This window comes from Mesorhizobium sp. P3_A8 (assembly GCF_056402995.1).
On record NZ_JBFUGI010000004.1, the window covers coordinates 25,705 to 44,249 of the forward strand.

At 62.8% G+C, this 18,545-nt stretch carries 16 protein-coding genes; 6 read left to right on the forward strand and 10 right to left on the reverse strand.

The window, feature by feature from the left end:
- Window positions 1–69: 69 nt before the first annotated feature.
- The 8 genes from rpmG to AC1DX4_RS10855 all read right to left on the reverse strand — a co-directional run bounded on the left by rpmG (window position 70) and on the right by AC1DX4_RS10855 (window position 9,148).
- Window positions 70–237 carry a 50S ribosomal protein L33 gene (rpmG, locus tag AC1DX4_RS10820; RefSeq protein WP_006201775.1) on the reverse strand — a complete coding sequence of 56 codons (168 nt, stop codon included), beginning with the start codon at window positions 235–237 and terminating at the stop codon, window positions 70–72.
- 154 nt (window positions 238–391) lie between these two features.
- Entirely contained in the window at window positions 392–850 is a 459-nt protein-coding gene (locus AC1DX4_RS10825; protein ID WP_477220314.1) for a YqfO family protein, read from the reverse strand.
- A gap of 93 nt (window positions 851–943) precedes the next feature.
- A complete protein-coding gene (locus AC1DX4_RS10830) occupies window positions 944–2,122 on the reverse strand; it encodes an MFS transporter (protein ID WP_477220315.1) in 1,179 nt (392 codons plus the stop codon).
- A 78-nt stretch (window positions 2,123–2,200) separates the two neighbouring features.
- Window positions 2,201–2,941, reverse strand: a complete 741-nt coding sequence (locus tag AC1DX4_RS10835; RefSeq protein WP_477220316.1) for an NUDIX hydrolase — start codon at window positions 2,939–2,941, stop codon at window positions 2,201–2,203.
- A 73-nt stretch (window positions 2,942–3,014) separates the two neighbouring features.
- The gene (locus AC1DX4_RS10840; RefSeq protein WP_477220317.1) at window positions 3,015–3,467 is read right to left on the reverse strand and encodes a DUF983 domain-containing protein; all 453 of its coding nucleotides are present in this window, start codon (window positions 3,465–3,467) and stop codon (window positions 3,015–3,017) included.
- A complete protein-coding gene (rnr, locus tag AC1DX4_RS10845) occupies window positions 3,467–5,773 on the reverse strand; it encodes a ribonuclease R (protein ID WP_477220318.1) in 2,307 nt (768 codons plus the stop codon). The genes AC1DX4_RS10840 and rnr overlap by 1 nt, the downstream gene beginning before the upstream one ends.
- A gap of 6 nt (window positions 5,774–5,779) precedes the next feature.
- Window positions 5,780–8,401 (reverse strand): type I DNA topoisomerase, encoded by a 2,622-nt coding sequence (gene topA / locus AC1DX4_RS10850; RefSeq protein ID WP_477220319.1) that lies wholly within the window; start codon window positions 8,399–8,401, stop codon window positions 5,780–5,782.
- A 369-nt stretch (window positions 8,402–8,770) separates the two neighbouring features.
- Window positions 8,771–9,148 carry a COG4315 family predicted lipoprotein gene (locus AC1DX4_RS10855; protein ID WP_477220320.1) on the reverse strand — a complete coding sequence of 126 codons (378 nt, stop codon included), beginning with the start codon at window positions 9,146–9,148 and terminating at the stop codon, window positions 8,771–8,773.
- A 179-nt stretch (window positions 9,149–9,327) separates the two neighbouring features.
- On the opposite strand from AC1DX4_RS10855, the gene AC1DX4_RS10860 reads away from it, so the two are divergent.
- The 4 genes from AC1DX4_RS10860 (at window position 9,328) to glmS (ending at window position 13,914) form a co-directional block, all read left to right on the forward strand.
- Window positions 9,328–10,074 (forward strand): cytochrome c biogenesis CcdA family protein, encoded by a 747-nt coding sequence (locus AC1DX4_RS10860; protein WP_477220321.1) that lies wholly within the window; start codon window positions 9,328–9,330, stop codon window positions 10,072–10,074.
- An 18-nt stretch (window positions 10,075–10,092) separates the two neighbouring features.
- Entirely contained in the window at window positions 10,093–10,383 is a 291-nt protein-coding gene (locus AC1DX4_RS10865; protein WP_477220322.1) for a hypothetical protein, read from the forward strand.
- 130 nt (window positions 10,384–10,513) lie between these two features.
- Entirely contained in the window at window positions 10,514–11,890 is a 1,377-nt protein-coding gene (gene glmU / locus AC1DX4_RS10870; protein WP_477220323.1) for a bifunctional UDP-N-acetylglucosamine diphosphorylase/glucosamine-1-phosphate N-acetyltransferase GlmU, read from the forward strand.
- A gap of 200 nt (window positions 11,891–12,090) precedes the next feature.
- Window positions 12,091–13,914 (forward strand): glutamine--fructose-6-phosphate transaminase (isomerizing), encoded by a 1,824-nt coding sequence (gene glmS, locus AC1DX4_RS10875; protein ID WP_477220324.1) that lies wholly within the window; start codon window positions 12,091–12,093, stop codon window positions 13,912–13,914.
- A gap of 292 nt (window positions 13,915–14,206) precedes the next feature.
- Here glmS and AC1DX4_RS10880 read toward each other — a convergent pair whose 3' ends face one another.
- Complete coding sequence (locus tag AC1DX4_RS10880; RefSeq protein WP_477220325.1) at window positions 14,207–15,061, reverse strand: PASTA domain-containing protein; 855 nt, start codon at window positions 15,059–15,061, stop codon at window positions 14,207–14,209.
- Window positions 15,062–15,348: 287 nt separating this feature from the next.
- Between AC1DX4_RS10880 and AC1DX4_RS10885 the strand changes: the two genes are divergently transcribed.
- The gene (locus tag AC1DX4_RS10885; RefSeq protein WP_477220326.1) at window positions 15,349–16,101 is read left to right on the forward strand and encodes a DUF502 domain-containing protein; all 753 of its coding nucleotides are present in this window, start codon (window positions 15,349–15,351) and stop codon (window positions 16,099–16,101) included.
- On the opposite strand, the gene recG is transcribed toward AC1DX4_RS10885, so the two are convergent.
- Window positions 16,053–18,161 carry an ATP-dependent DNA helicase RecG gene (gene recG, locus AC1DX4_RS10890; RefSeq protein WP_477220327.1) on the reverse strand — a complete coding sequence of 703 codons (2,109 nt, stop codon included), beginning with the start codon at window positions 18,159–18,161 and terminating at the stop codon, window positions 16,053–16,055. The genes AC1DX4_RS10885 and recG overlap by 49 nt on opposite strands.
- A gap of 92 nt (window positions 18,162–18,253) precedes the next feature.
- Between recG and AC1DX4_RS10895 the strand changes: the two genes are divergently transcribed.
- Window positions 18,254–18,541 (forward strand): succinate dehydrogenase assembly factor 2, encoded by a 288-nt coding sequence (locus AC1DX4_RS10895; RefSeq protein ID WP_477220328.1) that lies wholly within the window; start codon window positions 18,254–18,256, stop codon window positions 18,539–18,541.
- Window positions 18,542–18,545 lie beyond the last annotated feature (4 nt).

Here is an 18,545-nt window from a genome sequence, read left to right on the forward strand (position 1 = left end):
GCCTCTGTCTTGCAAACAAAAACGCCGCCCGATGGGCGGCGTTTTTGTTTGCAAAGGGGAAAACCCAGATTACTTGATCTTGGTTTCCTTGAATTCGACGTGCTTCTTGGCGACCGGGTCGTACTTGCGGAACGACAGCTTGTCAGTCTTGGTACGGCTGTTCTTGCTGGTCACGTAGAAGAAACCGGTGTCGGCGGTCGACAGAAGCTTGATCTTGATGTTTGCGGCTTTGGCCATGATCTCAGTCCGTTATGTTCGTGGGGTTTTGGCCGCTGGAGCACGGGAAAACACCCGGACGCGGGAAACTTGGCGCGACACATAAAGAACGTGCCTGGAAAGTCAAGCCCGGCGAACCCGATGTGGCCCGCCCAGGCTGCCCATTACGCGTAAATCAGGCGTTTTCCGCCTCCGATACCGCAACCTTCTTCCAGTCTCCGGTCGTGTTCCACCAGCGATTCGGATTGGCGCGGTCGTCCAGCCCCTTGGAGCGGCTGGCGAGGATCGGTTGGATGCGGATCACCGGCTCCTGATAGGAATGGGCCTGGAAAATTGCCTCGACGACGCGGCTGGCCAGCGCCTGGTCGTCAGGCAGTTCGAATGAAATCTCGACCGTGCCCGGGCGGCGGCGCAATTCGGTTTCGGCACCGGCCGTGGCCCCCTCAAGCGGCCTGTAGCGCTCGATGCCGTGCGCCGACTGATAGGCGTTGCGGTCATACTTGCCCATGGCCAGCGGGGCGATCGCAACCACCGCGTCCATGATGCGATCAACATCCGCGGCCGGGGCCTGGAAGGTCACAAGCAGCAGAAGCGTCATGCGCAGGGATGTGGTTTCAAAGCCGCTGTCGATCATGGGAGTGTCCTCAACTTCCGATGTTTTTGGGACACTCTTCTAACCCAGCGCTCCTGACACGGTTCTGTCAGCAGCGGTGGCTGTGACAAAGAGTCAAAGCAGAATCTTGCGCACGAGCCTGATACCGACCAACGCCATATAGGCGGCGAAGAACAGGCCGAGCGACCAGCCGAAACCGGACGGACCGAACGCATCCATGCCGATGCCGATCGCCTGCGGGCCAAGCACCATGCCGACGCCATAGCAAAGCACGAAGGCGGCGTTGGCGGATGCCAGTTCGTGGCCGGAAAGCTGCGAGCCGAGATGGGCAAGGCCGATCGTGTACATGGCAGCGACCACGCCGCCCCAGACGAACAGCAGGGCGGCCATCAGGTGCCAGTTCTGGGCAAAGAAGGGCATGAACACTGTGCCGACGAGGCCGACGGTGGCGCAGGCAAGCAGCAGATAACGGCGATCGCTGACGCGATCGCTGATCATGCCGATCGGGATCTGCAGCAGCACGTTGCCGAGGCCGATCATGGTCAGCAGCAACGCCGCGTCGGCTTCGGAATAGCCGATGCGGTTACCGTAGATAGGGAACAGCGCGAAGCCGCCGGTTTCGACCGCACCGAAGACCAGCACGGCGGCGGTCGCCGACGGCACCAGCCAGATGTAGCGCAGGAAATTGCTGGTTTCGCCATCGGCCACAATGGTGGGGCTTTCGTTGCGCGCGGCCAGCACCGGTATGGCGGCGAGCGTCACCAGTACGATGATGACGCCGAACGGCCTGAAGCCGGAGCTGCCGAGATGGGCGAACAGCCATGGTCCGGCGGCAAAACCGAGCGACAGGACGGTGGCGTAGATACCAAGCACAAGGCCGCGCCGGTGCGGCGGCGCCGAGGTGCTGATCCAGAATTCCGACAGGATGAACAGCACCGTCAATGCGATATGCAGCACGATGCGCAGCGGAAACCACATCCAGAAGTCGGGTGCGAAATGGAAGCCGACGAAGGCGAGCGCGCCTGTGGCAATCATGGCGATCATGGTCCAGGCGACGCCAAAGCGCATGGCGAGTGGCGTGGCGAGCGGCGCGCCGGCGATCGAGGCCAAGCCGGCGACAGCCGTGTTGAGGCCGATCATCGAAGCCGAGTGGCCGCGCGTTTCCAGGATGACGCTGAGCAGCGGCATGCCGAGGCCAATGGCGATGCCGACGACGCTGATCGACGAGATCGCCGCCACCATCGGCAGCCAGTGTACGCGTTCGTCGCCCTGTGGTTGGGTATCGACCGTCATGGGATGCTGAATACTCTGTCTCTTTGATCTTGCGCAATTGCCGTGGGAAAACCGCGTCACACTTTTCCTGGGATTGCTCTACAGAAGTTCGCGGGTGAAGCGGTTGCGGACAAGCCGGTAGAAGGGGACGGGACCGCCCGGACGCAATAGTGGATCATGGATAAGGCGCTTTTCCAGCTCGTCCAGGATCATTCGGGTGATGTCGGGTATGTCGGCTTCCCTGGCCTTGGCAAGCGGCAGCCAGACCAGTTCCTCGAGTTCGTTGGTCGGTCCGCCATCAGGCAGTTCGACGGCGACATCGTTGCGCCAGGCGCTGAAGAAGCGCGTGTCGAAGCGGCGTACCCGGTTGGGCGGGGTGATGGCGCGCGCGATGAACCGCAGCGTCTCGAGCGAAGGTCTCACGCCGTGCTCGACAAAGCCTTGCCAGTCACGCTTGTCGGTCGCAAAGGCGGCCTTCTGCCCGATCAGCAGCCCGGCTTCCTCATAGGTCTCGCGAATTGCGGACAAGGCGACGGCGCGGGCACGCGCAGCACTGGTGCGGCCGGGGCCGGCAAGCAGCTTTGCCTCCTCGTCGCGATGCAATGCGGTGGCCGTCGCGATGCGGCTGTCGGCCGGATCGGTGCGGCCGCCGGGAAACACGAATTTTCCAGGCATGAAGGCGTGGCCGGCGTGACGGCGGCCCATCAGCACCAGCACCTCGTCGCCCTTGCGGTCGAGAAGAATCAGGGTCGCGGCGTCACGCGGACGCAAAGGCCGGCCGCTATGCGCGGCAAGACCCTTGTCGAGCTTGTCGACAGCCGCCTTGGTCATTGCTTCCATGCGCTGGACCTAGCGGAAACTTCTTGCAAACGAAAGTGGCCTTCCACGGTCGGTATGTTGCGCCAGCGGCGCTTCAGGCGCCGTTGTGGGACTCCGTCCCATCCTTTTCGCCACCGAATCCGTGCATATAGAACGCCCATTGCAATCCGATGACGGCGCCTTTGACGGGCTGCAGCAGCGCAACCGACAAAACGATGGTCAAGGGCACCCAGATGGCGATGTGCTGCCAGGTGGTGAGCGTCGAGGTCGCTTCGACGCCCATGAAGGCGCCAAGAACGATGTGGCCGACAATGACGATGACCAGATAGGCCGGCAGGTCGTCGGCGCGATGGTGATGGATTTCCTCGCCGCAGACGCTGCAGGTCTCGACGGTCTTGGTGAAGCTGCGGAACAGCTTGCCTTCGCCGCAATTCGGGCAGCGGCCCAAGAGGCCGCGCTTCATCGCCGTCCACAGCGGGCGGGCAACCCGGCCCGAGTGATGTTCGCCGCCGAAAACCTGTTCTTGTATCCCTAGTTCATTTGGCATCATCGTCTCCTGCCGCGCGAACCCGGTCGCGATTGCGACGCACGGGCGCGGCCCTTAGCCTTGTGAAACGACTTGCTGGAGCCTGGCAGGGGCTTCGGGTCGGTCAACATCTCGAAGCGCATCGCGCCAGCCATTGGCGCCACCTCGATGAGCCGAACCTCGACGCGGTCCGCGAGTTGGTAGCCTTTGCCCGAGCGTTCTCCGAACAGGGAGCGGGCCGTTTCGTCATATATATAGTAATCGCCGCCCAGAGTTGACACCGGGATGAAGCCATCTGCGCCAAACTGCGGCAATTGGACAAATAGTCCTGATTTGGTGACGCCGGAGATGCGAGCGTCGAAACGATCGTCGATGCGCTCGGCGAGATAAGCGGCAATCAGCCGGTCGACCGTGTCGCGCTCGGCCGCCATGGCGCGCCGTTCGGTGCCGGAGATCAAGACCGCAACGTCTTCGAGCCGCGCCTCCTCATCTTGCGTCAGCCCTCCCGGACCGAGGCCGAGTGCGGCGATAAGCCCGCGATGCACGATCAGGTCGGCGTAGCGGCGGATCGGCGAGGTGAAATGCGCGTAGCGCTTCAGGTTGAGGCCGAAATGGCCGATATTCCCAGGCGAATATTCGGCCTGGCTCTGCGAGCGCAGCACCACCTCGTTGACCAGCGCCTCATTGTCGGCGCCGCGCACGCGTTCCAGAATGCCGTTGAACTGGCTGGGCCGCATCTGCGCGCCGCGCGCCAGCGACAGGCCGAGCGTCTGCAGGAACTCGCGCAGCGATTCCTGCTTGGCGAGCGACGGCGCATCGTGGACGCGGTAGACCAGCGCCTGCTTCTTCGCCTCCAGCGTCTCGGCGGCGGCGACATTGGCCTGGATCATGAATTCTTCGATCAGCTTGTGGGCGTCGAGCCGTTCCGGCACGATGACGCGATCGACCGTGCCATCCGGCTTGAGCAGGATCTTGCGCTCCGGCAGGTCGAGTTCGAGCGGCTGGCGGCCGTCGCGTCCGCGCTTGAGGATCGCATAGGCATCCCATAGCGGCTTCAGCACCGTGTCGAGGATCGGGCCAGTCTTGTCGTCGGGCGCGCCGTCGATCGCCGCCTGCGCCTGCGGGTAGGCAAGCTTCGCCGCGGATTTCATCATCACGCGGTGGAAGGAGTGCCTGATCTTGTGACCATCGGCGGAGAAGGTCATGCGCACAGCGAGCGCCGGCCGATCCTGGCCCTCGCGCAGCGAACAGAGGTCGTTGGAGATGCGCTCGGGCAGCATCGGAACGACGCGATCGGGGAAATAGACCGAATTGCCGCGCTTGAGCGCTTCACGGTCCAGTGCCGTGCCATAGCGGACGTAGGCGGCGACATCGGCGATGGCGACGGTGGCAATCACGCCGCCGGGGTTCTTTTCGTCGAGATCGGGCGTCGCGAAGACCGCGTCGTCATGGTCCTTGGCGTCGGCCGGATCGATGGTGACCAGCGGCAGGTCGCGCCAGTCCTCGCGGTGATCCATCGTTGCCGGCTTGACGGCTTCGGATTCGGCGATGACATCGGCCGGGAAGATGTGCGGAATGTCGTGGGCGTGGATGGCGATCATCGAGACCGCTTTCTCGCTGGTCAGCGAACCCAGCACGTTGAGCACCTTGGCGCGAGGAAGCCCAAAGCGGGAGGCGCGCGCCGGCTCGACCTCGACCAGGTCGCCGTTCTTGGCGCCGTTCTGGAATTCCTTGTCGACGATCAGCTCCGGCTGGCGCCGCTCGACCGGCTCGATGCGGAAGGTGCCGTCCTGCAGCACGCGGAAGACGCCGAGTACCGCATCGGTGCGCTTCTCGAAGATCTTCATCACCCGGCCGGTATAGGCGGGGCCGGACGGGTCATCGGTCGGGAAGGTCTTGGCCAGAACGCGGTCACCGATGCCCGGTGCTGGGCCATTGCCGCTGCGCGAGACGCGGATCGAGACCACGGGCGGTTCGCCGGTGCCGACAGCCTCCGCCGGATGCGCCAGCAGGATGCCGTCGCCGTCGCGGCCAAAAATGTCGAGCACGGCGACATGGGGCAGGGCGCCGACGCGGGCCAACCGCTTGCGTTCCTTGGTGAGCACGCCTTCATCCTGCAGGTCGCGCAGGATATCCTTCAGCCAGATGCGATCGTCACCGCGCAGCGCGAACGCCTTGGCGATGTCGCGCTTTCCGGCACGGTCGGGATTTTCGGCGATGTAGCGCAGGATTTCGTCGCGCGAGGGCCTGTAGTCGTCCTTGACCTTGGCTCTCGTGTCGGCGGTGCGTGGATCGCCGTGGCTTCGTCCGGTGATCCTGCGCGCCACGCCGTCCTACCCTTTTTTCTTCGCCGCCGGCTTCTTGGCGGCTGTTTTCTTCGCTGCAGGCGCCTTGGCCGCCGCTGCCTTGCGGAACGGCTTCTTGCCGCCACCGCCCTTGGCTTCCTTCTCGGCAATCAGCGCCAGCGCATCTTCAATCGTCACAGATTGCGGATCCTTGCCCTTGGGCAGCGTGGCGTTGACCTTGCCGAAATTGACGTAAGGCCCGTATTTGCCGTCGCGCACGACGATCTTGCCGCCGCCATCGGGATGGTCGCCGAGTTCCTTCAGCGCAGCCGCAGTGCCGCTATTGCGGCCGCCCTTGGCCTTGGACTGCTTTTCGGCAATCACCGTGACGGCGCGGTTGAGGCCGATCGAGAACACATCCTCGATGCTGTCGAGATTGGCATAGGTGCCGTCATGCAGCACAAACGGGCCGTAGCGGCCGAGCCCGGCCGAGATCATCTTGGCGGATTCGGGATGCTTGCCGATATCGCGCGGCAGTGCCAGCAGGGCGAGCGCCTTTTCGTGGTCGATCGACTCGGGCGTCCAGCCCTTGGGCAGGCTCGAGCGCTTGGCTTCCTTGCCGTCGCCGCGCTGCAGGTACGGGCCAAAGCGGCCTGAGCGAAGCGTGATTTCCTCCGCCGTGTAAGGGTCCTTGCCGAGCACCTTGGTGCCGTCCTCGCCGCCGCCATTCTCGCCATTCGGGTTGGCGGCGTCGCCGAGCTGGCGGGTGAAGGAGCATTCGGGATAGTTCGAGCAGCCGACAAAGGCGCCGAACTTGCCGAGCTTCAGCGACAGATTGCCGGAGCCGCATTTCGGGCAGATGCGGGGGTTCGAACCGTCTTCCCTTGTGGGGAACACCAGCGGCGCCAGTTCCTCGTTCAGCGCATCGAGCACGTCGGTGACGCGCAGTTCCTTGATGTCGGCGACAGCTCCCGAAAAATCCTTCCAGAAATCGCGCAGCACGTCTTTCCAGGCGAGCTTGCCGTCGGAGATCTCGTCGAGCTTCTCCTCGAGCGACGCGGTGAAGTCGTATTCGACATAGCGCTCGAAGAAGCTTTCCAGGAAGGCCGACAACAGGCGGCCCTTGGCCTGCGGCACCAGCCGGCGCTTGTCGATCGTGACGTAGTCGCGGTCCTCGAGCGTCTTCAGGATCGCGGTGTAGGTCGACGGACGGCCGATGCCGAGCTCTTCCAGCTTCTTGATCAGCGTCGCCTCGGAATAGCGCGGCGGCGGCTCGGTCGTGTGCTGGGTGGCGTTGATCGCCTGGCGGGCAAGCTGCTCGCCGGCGCGGATTTCGGGCAGACGACGGTTTTCCTCGTCTTCCGCGTCGTCTTCCTTTTGGTCGGTGTAGGCGGCGATGAAGCCGTCGAAGCGGACGACCGAACCGACGGCACGAAGCTCGGCGGTGCGGGCGCCGTTCACTGCTTCGATCTCTACGGTGGTGCGCTCGATCTCGGCCGGCTGCATCTGGCTGGCGATGGCGCGCTTCCAGATCAACTCATAGAGCCGCATCTGGTCGGAATCGAGATATTGCCGGACCGATGCTGGGGTGCGCATGAAATCCGTCGGGCGGATGGCTTCGTGCGCTTCCTGGGCGTTCTTGGCCTTGGCGGTGTATTGGCGCGGCTTTTCCGGCAGGTATTTCGGGCCGAACTCCTTGGCGATGGCGTCGCGGGCAGCGTCGATCGCCTCCGGCGCCATCTGCACGCCGTCGGTTCGCATATAGGTGATCAGGCCGGTGGTCTCGCCGCCGATCTCCATGCCTTCATACAGCCGCTGCGCCACCTGCATTGTGCGCGTGGCGGAGAAGCCTAGGCCCGACGAGGCAGCCTGCTGCAGCGTCGAGGTGGTGAAGGGCGGGCCTGGATTGCGCTTGGTCGGCTTGGCTTCGACGGACAACGCCTTGAAGGTCGCGCCTTCAAGCATTCCCTTGATGTCGTCGGCTTGCGCCTTGTTGGCAATGTCGAGCTTTTGCAGCTTCTTGCGCTCAAAGGCGGTCAGCCGCGCTTCGAATGTGTCGTTGCGCGGCGTGCCCAGCAGAGCGGCGATCTGCCAATATTCCTCACGGATGAAGCGTTCGATCTCGGATTCACGGTCGCAAACCAGGCGCAGCGCTACCGACTGGACGCGACCGGCGGAACGGGCGCCCGGCAGTTTGCGCCACAGCACCGGCGACAGCGTGAAGCCGACGAGATAGTCGAGCGCCCGGCGGGCGAGATAGGCATCGACCAGCGGCGCATCGATCTGGCGCGGATTGGCCATGGCTTCCAGCACCGACGACTTGGTGATGGCGTTGAAGACGACGCGGCTGACCGACTTGTCCTTCAGCACGCGCTTCTGCTTCAGCACTTCCAGCACATGCCATGAAATGGCTTCGCCCTCACGATCCGGATCGGTGGCGAGGATCAGGCCGTCGGCATCCTTGACCGCCTTGGCGATGTCGGCGAGGCGCTTGCCCGAAGCGGTATCGACCGCCCAGGACATGGCGAAATCCTCATCCGGACGCACCGATCCATCCTTGGCCGGCAAATCGCGGACATGGCCGAACGAGGCCAGAACCTTGTAGTTCCTGCCGAGGTATTTGTTGATTGTCTTCGCCTTGGCCGGCGATTCGACGACGACGACGTCCATGAGGTCTCATATCAGCTGTGGTGCGGCAGAAGAATTCCGCTGCGCGCGACGAAATCTCGTTCTATTTGTCGCTCACATGGCCGCGCTTTTGCATCCGGTCAAGGGGAAGCGCCCAAATTGCGGGGCTGTCCGCAGCAATACACTCTTAGAGTGTATGGAGAAAATCACAGATTTCGGCTTGGAGAGATGACGGTCTCGAGTCAGCGGAAACAGCCCGGTTCATTTTTCCGCCGAGTCGAGGAAAATCCGGCTGCGTACAAAACTGGGACGACACCGTGACAGGCTGTCTGACGCTGGCCGCCGGCTGCATGGAGGGATGCCCGGCGACCAGCTTTTGTCCCGCCAGCCGGCGGGCAACGGTATCGAGGATCAGTCGGCTTTGACGATGTGCCAGACACCGGCGACGCCATCGCCGGTCACATCGCCGGCCTTCTTGTCCTTGATGAAGGTGTAGACCGGCTTGCCGTCATAGGCCCACATCTTGGTGCCGTCGGTGCGGTCGACAACGCTCCATTCGTCATCCGCCTTGGCGCCGGCCTCGGCCTTCAGCGGCGGCCAGTTGGTGGCGCATTTGTCGTAGCAGTTGGTCTTGCCCTTCTCGTCCTTGTCATAGGTGTAGAGCGTCATGCCCATGGCGTCGGTGTAGATCTTGGTGCCGTTGACTTCGGCCTCCTTCCACGCCTCGGCGGCGAAGGATGCGGCGGTGCTGAGCAAAAGTGCTGCCAGTCCTGTGGCTATGGTTTTCATGGAAATCTCCCTGGCTGATATTTGGAGACACGCGGGAAATCGCGGCCTCTTTGTATCAACGTCCAACGCAGGTGCTTTCGTCCCCGACGCGCACATGCGGCGATGACTTTCCACACAATGGTGATTGGCAGACGTACTGGACCGTCGCTATATCGTCGCCAAACAGTCGGAGCTTGGGAATGGCATTGGACATCGGCTATGTCAGCGCGATCGGGGCGGGGGCTATCTCGTTCCTGTCGCCATGCGTGCTGCCGCTGGTGCCGCCCTACCTCTGCTATATGGCCGGCGTTTCGGTCGATGATTTTCGCGGCAATGCGGGCGTGACGGCCCGCGAAGGTACGCGCGGCGCACTGCTTTATTCCTCGATTGCTTTCGTGCTCGGCTTCTCGACCGTGTTCGTCGCACTCGGCGCCGGTGCCTCGACCATCGGCCGGCTGCTGCGTATCTGGCAGGAGCCGCTGGCGATGGCCGCCGGTGTGCTCATCATCCTGATGGGCCTGAATTTCCTCGGCATATTGCGCATTCCGCTCTTGTCGCGCGAGGCGCGCTTCCAGTCGCAAGGCAAGCCTGCAAGTGCCGTCGCCGCCTATGTCATGGGGCTCGCCTTCGCCTTTGGCTGGACACCGTGCATCGGCCCGGTGCTGGGGCCGATCCTGACGCTGGCCGGCGGCCGCGAAACCGTGGGCGAGGGCGCTCTGCTGCTCGCCGCCTATTCGCTTGGCCTCGGCATCCCGTTCCTGATCGCGGCCTTGTTTTCCGGCGCCTTCATGCGCTTCCTCGGCAAATTCCGTGTCCATCTCGGCCGCGTCGAAAAGGCCATCGGCGCGCTTCTGGTGGTCGCCGGCGTGTTTTTCCTCACCGGCGGTGTGCAGACAGTGTCCTACTGGCTGCTGGAGAATTTCCCGGTGCTGGGGCGGCTGGGATAGAGCTATTGGTCGGCGTCATTGCAGTTGCGGGACGATCACCGTTTTGTAACGGAGCTCAATATAAAAAAGAAGGTGACCGCGCCGGCCAAAGCGCATATCGGAACCAATATGAAGGCGTGTTCCAAGAAACCTGAAACATTTGATTTTGATACCGAAATTGATGATAGGCCCAAGCCCACGACTGCACCAACGAAGATGCAGGCTAGCAAGCCGAAAGCGGCAACAATCAATTTAGATAAAATCTCCATGCATCTACCTTTTACGATGCAGAAATTTTTTAAGACCATGGCGGCCAAACATTTATTTTGAATAAATCGACGAGATGGCGTCGTGCTTTAGCCCCGCACTCAATCTCACCGGAATTTAACCGCATTGGTGCAGCATGGCGCCGCTGCTAGCATGCTTTGATTCCCAACCCTTTTCATATGGTCGTCCGTCCATGAGCCAGAGATCCTGCCTGTCCGTCATCCTCGCCGCCGGTGAAGGCACGCGCATGAAGAGCGCGCTGCCGAAGGTGCTGCACCAGATCGCCGGGCTGCCGATGGTTGCCCATGTGGTGAAGGCCGCTGAAGCCGCCGGCGCCGGTGACCAGGCGCTGGTGATCGGGCATGGCGTCGACGAGATGCGCAAGGCGGCGGCAAAGTTCGCACCGAAGGCAGAGACCTTCATACAGGAAAAGCGGCTCGGTACGGCGCATGCGGTTCTTGCTGCTCGTGAAGCAATATCAAAAGGTTACGACGATGTGCTGGTGATGTTCGGCGACACGCCGCTGATCGACGCGGATGCTCTGACGGTGGCGCGGCTGAAATTGGCGGAAGGCGCGGCTGTCGTCGTGATCGGCTTTCGCCCACCCAACCCAACCGGCTATGGCCGGCTGATCGAAAAGGATGGCAAGCTGATTGCCATTCGCGAGGAAAAAGACTGCTCCGAAGAGGAGAAAAAAATCGGCTTCTGCAATGCCGGCATGATGGCGGTGGCCGGTGCCCATGCGCTGAGGCTGCTCGACGCCGTCGGCAACAAGAACGCCAAGGGCGAGTATTATCTGACCGACATCGTCGAGATCGCCAGCGCGCGGGGGCTCGATGTCGTTGCCACCGAGGCCAGCTTCGAAAGCGCGCTGGGCATCAACAACCGCGCCGAACTCGCACAAGCCGAAGCCATCTGGCAGCAGCGCCGCCGGCACGAGGCGATGCTTTCGGGGGTGACGCTGATCGCGCCGGAGACCGTGTATTTCTCGCATGACACCGAGATCGGCGCCGACACACTCGTCGAACCCAATGTCTGGTTCGGCCCAGGGGTGAAGATTGCCACGGGCGCCAAGATCCATGCCTTCAGCCATATCGAAGGCGCCACCATTGCGTCCAATTGCGATGTCGGGCCTTTTGCGCGGCTGCGGCCGGGCGCCGATCTTCGGAACAAAGCAAAGGTCGGCAATTTCTGCGAGGTCAAGCAGGCTGTTATCTCGGAGGGCGCCAAGGTCAACCATTTGACCTATATCGGCGATGCCCGCGTCGGCGCGGGCGCCAATATCGGCGCCGGCACCATCACCTGCAACTATGACGGCTATTCGAAATTCTTCACCGACATCGGCGAAGGCGCCTTCATCGGCTCGAATTCCTCGCTGGTGGCGCCGGTGTCGATCGGCAAGGGCGGCTATATTGCTTCCGGCAGCGTCATCACCGAAAGCGTGCCCGACGATGCGCTGGCGTTCGGCCGCGCTCGTCAGAAGACGATCCCCGGCAAGGGCAAGGAACTGCGCGAGCGTTTTGCTTCGGCCGCGGCGGCGAAGAAAAAGGCCGCCGGCGCCGACCACTAACGGTCAGCTGGCAGATTTGCTTTCTGGCCGAGCAATCGAAAAACCGAACAATTGCAGTAACCGGATTGCAAGAGCGGTCTGGCATGGTGCATGCGTTGAGAAGCGTCCGTTACACCGGACGAAATGCAATGTGACTTTCACGGCAGGCCGGCCATCCCTAAATAGCGCTGGTTTTGCATGGGGAATCGGGGACTGTCTGCATGTGCGGTATCGTTGGAATCGTCGGTCACTCGCAGGTTGCGCCGCTCATCGTCGATGCGCTGAAGCGGCTCGAATATCGCGGCTATGACTCGGCCGGCGTCGCCACCATCGAAAAGGGACAACTTGGTCGCCGCCGCGCCGAAGGCAAGCTGGTCAACCTCGAACGCCGCCTCAAGGAGGAGCCACTCGAAGGCACGATCGGCATCGGCCACACGCGCTGGGCAACACATGGCGTGCCCAACGAGACCAATGCGCACCCGCATTTTTCCGACGGTGTCGCCATCGTCCACAACGGCATCATCGAGAATTTCGCCGAGCTGCGCGACGAGCTGATCCGCGACGGCTACTCTTTCTCGTCGCAGACCGACACCGAGGTCGTCGCCCATCTGGTGGCGCGCGAACTGGCCAAGGGGCTGAAGCCGGTCGAGGCCGCGCACCAGGCACTGAAGCGGCTGGAAGGCGCCTTTGCACTGGCCATCATGTTCAAGGGCGACGAAGACCTGATCGTCGGCGCCCGCAATGGGCCGCCGCTGGCTGTCGGCCATGGCGATGGCGAGATGTTTTTGGGCTCCGACGCCATCGCGCTGGCGCCGTTCACCAATTCGATCACCTATCTGGAAGACGGCGACTGGGCGGTGGTGCGCCGTGACGGCGTCGCGATCTTCGACATCGACGGCAAAAAAGTCGAGCGCAAGCGGCAGCAGTCGCTGTCGACCAGTTTCATGGTCGACAAGGGCAATCGACGCCATTTCATGGAGAAGGAAATCCATGAACAGCCCGAGGTGATCTCGCACACGCTGGCGCATTATGTGGATTTCGTCTCCGGCGTCTCGAAGCCGCTCGACCTGCCGTTCGACTTCGCCAAGATTGGCCGGTTGGCGATTTCCGCTTGCGGCACTGCGTACCTCGCCGGGCTGATCGGCAAATACTGGTTCGAGCGCTATGCGCGGCTGCCGGTCGACATCGATGTCGCCTCGGAATTCCGTTACCGCGAGATGCCGCTGTCGGCCAACGATGCCGCTTTCTTCATCTCGCAGTCGGGCGAGACCGCCGACACGCTGGCTTCGCTGCGCTATTGCCGCAAGGCCGGCATGAAAATCGGCGCCATCGTCAATGTGCGCGAATCGACCATGGCGCGCGAATCCGACGTCGTGCTGCCGACGCTCGCCGGCCCCGAGATCGGCGTCGCCTCGACCAAGGCTTTTACCTGCCAGCTGTCCGTCCTGGCGTCGCTTGCGGTGCGCGCCGGCGTGGCGCGCGGCACGATCTCGAAAGAGCAGGAAAAGACCCTGGTGCGCGCGCTTTCGGAAGCGCCGCGCTATGCCAACCAGGTGCTCAAGCTCGAAGAGCAGATCGAACGGATCGCGCGCGAACTGTCGCGCTACAAGGATGTGCTCTATCTCGGCCGCGACACCAATTTCCCGCTGGCCATGGAAGGCGCGCTGAAGCTCAAGGAAATCTCGTACATCCACGCTGAAGGCTATGCGGCGGGCGAATTGAAGCACGGGCCGATCGCGCTGATCGACGAGAACATGCCGGTCATCGTCATTGCGCCGCATGACCGAATTTTCGAAAAAACCGTGTCCAACATGCAGGAAGTGGCGGCGCGCGGCGGCAAGATCATCCTGATCACCGACAGCAAGGGCGCGGCGCAGGTGAGCGTGAAGACGATGGAGACGATTATCCTGCCGGATGTGCCGGAAATCATCTCGCCGATCATCTATGCGCTGCCGATCCAGATGCTGGCCTATTTCGCCGCCGTGTTCATGGGCACCGACGTCGACCAGCCGCGCAATCTGGCGAAATCGGTGACGGTGGAGTAATCAGCGCCCCGGCTGAAAGCCCGGCGTGCTCAGGGTGTAGCCGTTCTCTCCGCTCGTCTGCAGGGTTGTGTCGGTGCACGGGCCGTTATGATACCAGACTGTTTCTTGTCTTCCGCGTAAGTGTCTTGCAGCGCGGCAAGGCAAGCCTCATGAGACTTGAACTGCTCGGTGGATGGCGGAACTGGCAGCTGCCCGCTGGCATCGGCAAGCGTTGGCAGGCACGAAGCGCATCACCGGGGTTACTTTGGGGCGGCAAGCACCAAGGGAGTCCGGCGAGACGCTGACATTCAGGTCAATCGGGTTGGTGCCAATGGGCCCGGTCGCACTGCGTGCTGTAGCCCACGACTATGCGGGGATCCTCTTCGCCAGCTGTGGTCACCGAGAGTTCCATGGCGTCCTTGCGGTAGTAGAAATTGCAGAAATTGACGCCTGTTCCCGAACAGCTGTCGACTTCGACCATGCCCTGCTTGCTGAGTTCCAATTCCTGGCCCTCGTCGGCCTTTGGATTTTTGAGGGGCGCCCAGCCCGCCGAGATCAGGGACTGGCGCGCCTGGTCGATGGGTTTGCCGTAGACATTGGGGACCTTGCCCGCGCTCTCGCAAACCGCATCTTCAGCGGCGACCGGAACGACCTGAAGGCTTTTGCCGTCGACGAGGCGGATATCCGCGATGGGCGCGGCGACCAAGTCGCCATCCCATATACGCAGGCCATCCTGCAGCAGCGCGATGCTGCCAATGGTTTGCTTGGCGCCCTTGGCGGCGTAGGCCAGCGCAATCAACTGCTGGTCCGAGAAGATGGCGACGTTGCCCTTGTCGATATGGCAGGTGCCGCTGGTGGAAGGCTCGAACTGGCCGGCGAAACTCACGGCCCGATAGGCGCCAAGCGGTTGCTCCGCCGTGACGCCCCAGCCTAGCGCGGCAATGGCTTGCCCACCCGCCGTCTTCGGCTTGGTCAGCTTCCAGTCGCAGTCTTTTTGCGATTTGGCGGAGGCCGGCGCCCTTGGAAGGTGATCGAGGGTAACAAACTCGATGCCGGCAACATCCGATTTGGCCTGTTGTTGCTGGGCATGGGCGGATGAAGCGATGCCATTGACCAGCAAAGCGCAGCGGGCGATGCGGCGAAACGAAAAGCAGGATTGAGACGGCATGGCTTACTCCGCCTAAGCGTTGTCGCGGGCCATGCCAGTCAGAATGACCACAAGAATCAATCTGAGCATTGGCTCCCCATTTCCTGTCCCGGACTGACCGTCGCTCCGGATTTTGTCAATGTCACGCCCCAAACAGGGTGAACTTTCAGCAGGCTTGTGGCCTGAAACCAGTCCGCTGAAGTCGGAAAACGAACTGCTGGACGCCGCTGCACAATTAAAAACTTCGCAGTTCCAAAGCGCCCGCCAGTTCACTAATGTTGCGCTGCAACCCGCGCCCCCGGTGAACCATGTCCGATGCTCCCAAGACCTCCGGCATGACCCGGCTGAGGAACTATTTCCTCACGGGCTTCGTCGTCTGCGCGCCGCTGGCGATCACCGCCTATATCGCCTGGTCGTTCATCGGCTGGGTCGATTCCTGGGTAAAGCCATATATTCCAGCGCGTTACAGCCCCGACTCTTATCTGCCGTTTCCGGTTCCGGGGTTCGGGCTGATCGTCGCGCTGATCCTGATCACGCTGATCGGTTTTCTCACCGCCAACATTGTCGGCCGTGCCATTGTCGGTTTCGGCGAGCGCCTGCTTGGTCGCATGCCGCTGGTGCGCGGCATCTATGGCTCGCTGAAGCAGATTTTCGAGACCGTGCTGTCGAACAAGGGCGACATGTTCCGCCAGGTCGGACTGGTCGAATATCCGCGCAAGGGCGTGTGGTCGCTTGTCTTCGTCGCCAGCGAGAAGGAAACCGAGATCAATGAGAAGCTCGACCAGGAAGGCGATCCGCTGATCGCCGTGTTCATGCCGTGCACGCCGAACCCGACCACCGGGTTTCTGATGTATGTGCTGAAGTCGGACATCGTGCTGCTCGACATGACGATCGAGGACGGCGCCAAGCTGATTGTCTCGGCGGGGTTGGTGGCGCCCGAGGTGAAAAGCAAGATGGTGACGCTGAATGGCGAGCCGATCAACGGAACGGTCGCCAATCCGCCGCTAGGGCCTCATCCGGCGCGCAAGAGCCGCACAGCCTCGTCGCGGCCGAACAAATAGAGCAGCAGGCGCAGCGCCTCGCCGCGATCGGATTGCAGTTCCGGGTCGCGCGACAGGATCAACCTGGCGTCGTCTCGGGCCGCTTCCAGCAGGTCGGCATGCGCCTCGATCCGAGCCACCTGGAAACCCGGCGTGCCGGACTGGCGGGTGCCCAAAAGCTCGCCTTCGCCGCGCAGTTTCAGGTCCTCCTCGGCGATCAAAAAGCCGTCCTCGGTCTCGCGCATCACCGACAGCCGGCGTTTTGCGGTCTCGCCGAGCGGATCCTTGTAGAGCAGCACGCAGGAGGACGGCTTGTCGCCGCGCCCGACTCGCCCGCGCAGCTGGTGCAACTGGGCAAGGCCAAAGCGCTCGGCATGTTCGATGACCATGACGGTGGCGTCGGGCACGTCGACGCCGACCTCGATGACCGTTGTGGCGATCAGGATGCGGGTTTCGCCCTCTTTGAAGGCGCGCATCGCTTCGTCCTTCTCGGCGCCCTTCATGCGACCATGGACGAGGCCGATGCGGTCGCCGAACAGCGGTTTTAGCGAGGCAAAGCGATCCTCGGCCGACATCAGCTTGATCTCTTCGGATTCCTCGACCAGCGGACAGATCCAATAGATTTTCTGGCCGCCGGCGACGGCGTCCTCCATGCGGCCAACCAACTCGTCCAGCCGCTCAAGCGGCAGCGTGACGGTGCGGATCTGCTGGCGGCCGGCCGGTTTTTCAGTGAGCTTGGATACATCCATGTCGCCAAAGGCGGTCAGCACCAGCGTGCGCGGGATGGGTGTGGCGGTCATCACCAGCATGTCGGGGGCATCGCCCTTGGCGGTGATGGCAAGCCGCTGGTGGACGCCGAAACGATGCTGTTCGTCGATGACGGCGAAGACCAGATCGTGGAAGGTCACCGTCTCCTGGAACAGTGCGTGGGTGCCAACGACGATGTCGATCTCGCCGCTGGCCAGACCAGCCAGCGTTTCAGTGCGCTCGCGGCCTTTTTCGCGACCAGTCAGGATGGCGATGCGCAACACGACCTTGGCGGCAAGCGAGGCGATCGTTGCCAGATGCTGGCGCGCCAGGATTTCGGTCGGTGCCATCAACGCCGCCTGGCCGCCGGCCTCGACGGCGCGTGCCATGGCAAGCAGCGCGACCACCGTCTTGCCTGAGCCGACATCGCCCTGCAGCAGCCGCAGCATGCGCTCGGGGTCGGCAAGGTCGGCATTGATTTCGGCGAGCGCGAATTCCTGGCTTGATGTGAGCGAATAGGGAAGGGCGGCGCGCAGTTTCTCGACGATGCTGCCGTCGCCGACCAGGGGACGGCCGGACAGGCGGCGGATCTTCGAGCGCACCAGCGCCAGCGAGACCTGGCCCGCCAGCAACTCGTCATAGGCCAGACGCCGCCAGGCAGCACCCTCGATGGAAACATCGATCGGGTCGGCCGGATTGTGGATGCGGGCGAGCGCGTCGCCAAAGCTGGGAAAGGTGTGCCGGCGCATGAAGGCGCCGTCCTGCCATTCGGGGAATTCGGGCACGCGGCCGAGCGCCTGGCCGATCGCCCGGCGCAGCACCTTGCCCGACAGCCCGGCGGTGAGGGGATAGACCGGTTCGACCAGCGGCAGGTTCTCCGCCTCGCTGACCAGCGCGATGTGGTCGGGGTGGACCATGGTCGGGCGGCCGTTGAACCATTCCATGCGGCCCGAGACCACGACATGCTCGCCGACAGGCATTGCCTTTTCGAGATAGGCAGCATGCGCATGGAAAAAGGTCAGACCGATTTCGCCGGTGTCGTCATGGGCGTAGACCCGGTAGGGCACCGACCGGTTGCCGCGCGGTGGCGGCTGGTGGCGGTCGATGCGCACCTCGAGCGTGACGATCGCGCCTTCGGCCGCGAGCGCGATGCCCGGCCGGTTGCGGCGGTCGATGACGGTGTGCGGCAGCACGAACAGAAGGTCGCCGGCGCGAGCCGCGCGATCACCAAGATCAGCCGTGACAATTTTCTCGATCAGGGTGCCGACCTTCGGCCCGACGCCGGCAAGCGAAGTGATCGGAACAAACAGCGGATCGAGGATGGAAGGACGCATGATGTCAGCTTATGTCGCGACGGCCGCAGCGCAAGGCTGACAGCCCCTTCTATCCACGCTATATGCGCCGCAGCAAGTGAGGATGCGGCACAATGACTGGAACGAAACGATCAAGCGAGGGACTGGACGCCCGCCGCCGCAAGCTCTTGTTCCGCTCCTGGCATCGCGGCATGCGCGAGATGGATCTCATCCTCGGCACCTTCGCCGACGCTGAGATCGGCGCCTTGACCGCCGAGGAGATCGACCAATATGAAGGGCTTCTCGATATTCCCGATACTGAATTCCTGCCGCTGATCACGGGCGAACGCCCGGTGCCGGCGGATATCGATTGTGCCGTCCTGCAAAAAATCCTGGCGTCCCGCCGGACCATGACATTTTAAACGT